Source organism: Phenylobacterium sp., from assembly GCF_035276905.1.
Taxonomy (GTDB): Bacteria; Pseudomonadota; Alphaproteobacteria; order Caulobacterales; family Caulobacteraceae; genus Phenylobacterium.
This window is the reverse complement of the sequence record NZ_DATELG010000407.1, coordinates 1-4,588: the sequence shown is the minus strand read 5'-3', so window position 1 is coordinate 4,588 and position 4,588 is coordinate 1. Positions and strand designations below refer to the sequence as shown.

The window sequence follows — 4,588 nt, the reverse complement described above, 5'->3', positions numbered from 1 at the left end:
GCGGATAACGGCGCGTTAGCTTAACATACGGCAAGTCCTGCACGTCTTGTTGGAGTGCGGGATGACGCTTCTTCTCGATATCGCGCCCTATGCTGAACCGGTGACCGCCGACGTCGCCGGGCGCGAGATCTATAAGCGGTTCCAGGACGAGCCCGACACCCTGGCGATCGCGGTCGTCGACGAGGCCGGCCGGCCGATCGGCATGATCGAGCGCAACGCATTCCTCGTGCGGATGGCCGGGCAATACGGCTACGCCCTCTGGTCCGGGCGCCCGGTCTCCTTCTGGATGCAGACCGATCCGGTGATCGCCGACGGCGACATGACGGTCGAGGAGTTCTGCGGCCGGGTGCTGGAGGAGCGCCCCTCGGAGCTGCTGCAGGGCTTCATCATCACCTGCGGCGGCCGCTACGCCGGGATCGGCACGGCGCTCGCGCTGCTGCAGGCCACCGCCGCGGCCACCGCCAACTACGCCGGCGAGATGCGCCGCCTGGCCAACGAGGCGCAGGAGGCGCTGGCCGCCAAGGGCCGGTTCCTGGCGGTGATGAGCCATGAGATCCGCACGCCGCTGAACGGGGTGCTGGGGGTCGCCGAGATCGTCAAGCGCAAGTCCCAGCAGAGCGACCTTGGCCCCTTCATCGACACCATCCTGGAATCCGGCCGCACCCTGCTGCGGCTGCTGAACGACGCGCTGGACCTGTCCCGGGCCGAGGCCTCCGGGCTCGAGCTGCAGGAGGAGCCGCTGGAGGCCTCCGCCCTGCTCGACGACGTCATCGCCCTCTGGTCAGCCCAGGCCGAGTTGAAGGGCATCGGCTTCAGCGCCACCTACGAGGGGCCCAAGGAGCTGTGGCTGCTGGCCGACCGCGACCGTCTGCGCCAGGTGCTGAACAACCTGGTCGGCAACGCCCTGAAGTTCACCGAGACCGGAGGGGTCCAGGTGCGGCTGCGCGCGGCGCTCGAGGGCGAGTGCGCCCGGCTGGTCGGCGAGGTCGCCGACACCGGACCGGGCATCCCGGCCGAGCGGCGCGAGGAGATCTTCGCGCCCTTCCAGCAGACCGACGCCGGCGTGCGGCTGGGCGGCGCGGGGCTCGGCCTGGCCGTCTGCCGCCAGATCGTCGAGCGGATGAACGGGACCGTCTGCGCGCGCGAGAATCCCGGCGGCGGCGCGCTCTTCGTCTTCGAGGCCCCGCTCTACCACGTCCCGGCGCCCGGCGCGGCCGAGGTCGCCGCGGCTCCGGCGGAGACCGGCGGCGGGGCGCTGCACGTGCTGATCGTCGACGACAACGCCACCAACCGGCTGGTCGCCAGCACGCTCTGCGAGATGTTCGGCTGCACCAGCGAGGCCGTCGGCGACGGCGTGGAGGCGATCGAGGCGGCGTCCACCGGCCGCTTCGACGTGGTCCTGATGGACATCAAGATGCCGGGCATGGACGGCATCGAGGCGACGCGGCGCATCCGCTCCGGCGCCGGCCCCTGGAGCCAGGTGCCGATCGTCGCCGTCACCGCCAACGCCGACCCGACCGACGCGGCCTTCTACCGGTCCAGCGGCATGAATGGCGTCGTTGAAAAGCCGCTGAAGCCCGAGCGCCTGCTGGCGGCGATGAGCGCGGTGCTGGAGATGCAGGGCTCGCCGGAAGTTTGCGCGGCGTAGGAACTCGAAGCATTTCCGATACATGCCGGCCGTTCTCGCGCCGCGAGCCGCGTGCAGGCTGAACCTTCGCCCGTGTGCGGAGGTCACCCCATGAAGACTGCGATCGAAACCGCCCCGGCCGGCGCGGCGCTGCGCAGGGCCGCGAACCGGCTGGCGCTCGCGACGGTCGTGCTGGCCCTCGTCGCCATCTTCACCACCATTTGCGTCGGCGTGGCCCTGGCGGCGGCGCTGCTGTCGATGGGGTGAATCCCTTCCCCTTGTGGAGCGGCTGTTCAGCGCCGGCCGAACAGCCGCTCGATGTCGGCCAGCTTCAGCTCCACATAGGTCGGCCGGCCGTGGTTGCATTGGCCGGAGTGGGGCGTCGCCTCCATCTGGCGCAGCAGGGCGTTCATCTCCGGCGCCGTCAGCCGCCGGCCCGAGCGCACCGAGCCGTGGCAGGCCATGGTCCCGCAGACCTCCTCCAGCCGCTCCTTCAGCGCCAACGCCTGACCGGCTTCGGCGAGGTCGTCGGCGATGTCCCGCACTAGGCCCGCGACGTCGGTCTCGCCGAGCAGGGCCGGCGTCTCCCGCACCAGCACCGCGCCCGGGCCGAAGGGCTCGATCAGCAGGCCGAGCTGGGCCAGCTCCTCGGCCCGCGCGGCCACCCGCTCGGCGTCGGCCGGATCGAGCTCGACCACCTCGGGCAGCAGCAGCGCCTGGCGGGCGACGGCGCCGCCGGCCATCTCGGCCTTCATCCGCTCGTAGACCAGCCGCTCGTGGGCGGCGTGCTGGTCTACGATGACCACCCCGTCGCGGGTCTGGGCGACGATGTAGGTCTCGTGCACCTGGGCCCGCGCCGCGCCCAGCGGAAAGTCGACGGAATCGAACACCGGCGCCGCCGCGGCCGGTTCGGCCAGGCCTCGATGCTCGTAGGCCGGCGCGGCCTGCGTCTCGGCGCGGGCGGAGACCTCGGAGAGGCCGGGCAGCGCCTGCGCTGCGGCGGCCGAAGGCGTCCAGCCGCCCGAGCTCCAGGCCGAGAAGCCGGCGCCTGACGGCGGCGGGACGTAGGCTTGTCCAGGATAGGATTGGGGGCGCAGGCCGCCCAGCGCCGCGGCCGCCACCGTGGTCGAGGCCCGGTGGCCGGCGCTGGCCAGCGCATGGCGCAGGCCGCCGACGATCAGGCCGCGCACCAGGCCCGGATCGCGGAACCGCACCTCGGCCTTTGCCGGATGGACGTTGACGTCGACCTGCGACGGGTCGAGCTCGACGTAGAGCGCCGCCAGCGGGTGGCGGTCGCGGGCCAGGAAGTCCGCATAGGCGGCCCGCAAGGCGCCTTGCAGCAGCCGGTCGCGCACCGGCCGGCCGTTGACGAACAGGTACTGGTGGGCGGCGTTGCCGCGGTTGAAGGTCGGCAGGCCTGCGAAGCCCGAGAGCCGCACGCCCTCGCGCTCCTGATCGATCTCCAGCGCGTTGTCGGAGAACTCCCGGCCCATGATCGCCGAGAGCCGCGCCAGGCGGCCCTCCGCGCCCCGGGCCTCGGCCGGCAGGCGCAGGGTGCGGCGGCCGTCGAGGTCCAGAGCGAAACCCACCGCCTCGTGCGCCATGGCCTGGCGCTTGATCTCCTCGGTGATGGCCAGCGCCTCGGCGCGGTCCGACTTCATGAACTTCAGCCGGGCGGGCGTGGCGTAGAACAGGTCGCGCACCTCGACGCGCGCGCCGTGCGGCCCCGGGAAAGCCGCGGGCGCGACGGGCGCCACAGCCCCGCCCTCGACCTGGACGGCGTAGGCCTCGCCTGCGCCGCGCGCGCGGCTGGCGATGGTCAGGCGGGCCACCGAGCCGATCGAGGGCAGGGCCTCGCCGCGGAAGCCCAGGGTGGCGATGCGCAGAAGGTCGTAGTCGCCCTCCGCGTCGGGGGCGAGCTTGGAGGTGGCGTGGCGCTCGATGGCCAGCGGCAGCTCGTCGGCCGCAAGGCCCGACCCGTCGTCGGCGACGAGAATCCGCGTCAGGCCGCCGCCGTCGGCCTGCACCTCGACCTTGGAGGCGCCGGCGTCCAGCGCATTCTCCACCAGCTCCTTGACGGCGCTGGCCGGCCGTTCCACCACCTCGCCGGCGGCTATACGGTTGACGGTCTCGGGCGGCAGACGGCGGATCGGCATGGGTAGTTCCTGGCGGACCCACGACTATAGGACGATTCCAGTATGGTGACCGGCGTGCGAAAAGGTCTCGGATTCCTCGCCATGGTTCTGGCGCTGGGCGCCGCGCCGGCCGCGGGCGTGGCGCAAGGCGCGCCGCCCGCTCAGCAACAGCAGGCTGCGTCCGCGGCGAACCCGGCCCCGCCCGCCGATCCCGACGACGTCCTGCTGCAGGAGCTGGTGGTAGTCGGCCGCGACCGCGGGCCGGCCTGGTGGTCGGTGACCAACGGGACCAGCACGGTCTACGTCCTGGGCGCCCCGTCGCTGGCGCCCAAGCGCACAGCGTGGGACACCGCCACGCTCGATCGTCGGCTGAAGGGCGCGAGCCAGGTGATCCTGCCGTTCCAGGACGTGAAGGTTCACTTCGCAGGCTCGATCGGCGCGGCCTGGAACCTGATGCGGCTGCGCTCCGTCCGTCCATTCGAGGACAGCCTCGACGAGGCCGCGCGCGCCCGCTTCGTCGCCGCCCGCGAGAAGATCGGCCAGCCCGCCAGCCGCTACAAGACCAACAACGCGCTGGCCGCGGGCCTCTTGCTGGCCGGCGACTACCGCGACCATGCGGGCCTGACCAACGCCGACACCGCCAAGGTGGTGAAGGTCTATGCGAAACAGGCGAACGTCCCGGTGGTCCAGCGCACCTACGACGTCGGCTCGCTGATGGGGGCGGTGATCCGCACGCCCAAGCCCGCGGCGCGCGCCTGCCTGGACGCGGTGCTCGACCAGGTGCTGGCCGGGCCGGGCGTCACCCTCGCCGCCGCCAAGGCCTGGG

General features: G+C 72.6%; 4 protein-coding genes. 3 read left to right on the top strand and 1 reads right to left on the bottom strand.

Translation table 11 applies throughout. The features are described 5' to 3' along the window. The first annotated feature begins 61 nt into the window (after positions 1 to 61). Complete coding sequence (locus tag VJS38_RS19575) at positions 62 to 1,648, top strand: ATP-binding protein (RefSeq protein WP_324089825.1); 1,587 nt, start codon at positions 62 to 64, stop codon at positions 1,646 to 1,648. 90 nt (positions 1,649 to 1,738) lie between these two features. Next, positions 1,739 to 1,894 (top strand): hypothetical protein, encoded by a 156-nt coding sequence (locus VJS38_RS19570; protein WP_324089824.1) that lies wholly within the window; start codon positions 1,739 to 1,741, stop codon positions 1,892 to 1,894. A gap of 26 nt (positions 1,895 to 1,920) precedes the next feature. On the opposite strand, the gene mutL is transcribed toward VJS38_RS19570, so the two are convergent. Beyond that, entirely contained in the window at positions 1,921 to 3,783 is a 1,863-nt protein-coding gene (mutL, locus tag VJS38_RS19565) for a DNA mismatch repair endonuclease MutL (RefSeq protein WP_324089823.1), read from the bottom strand. Between the two features lie 42 nt (positions 3,784 to 3,825). Between mutL and VJS38_RS19560 the strand changes: the two genes are divergently transcribed. After that, positions 3,826 to 4,588 (top strand): TraB/GumN family protein (locus VJS38_RS19560; RefSeq protein WP_324089822.1); only part of this gene is annotated, 763 nt, incomplete at its 3' end.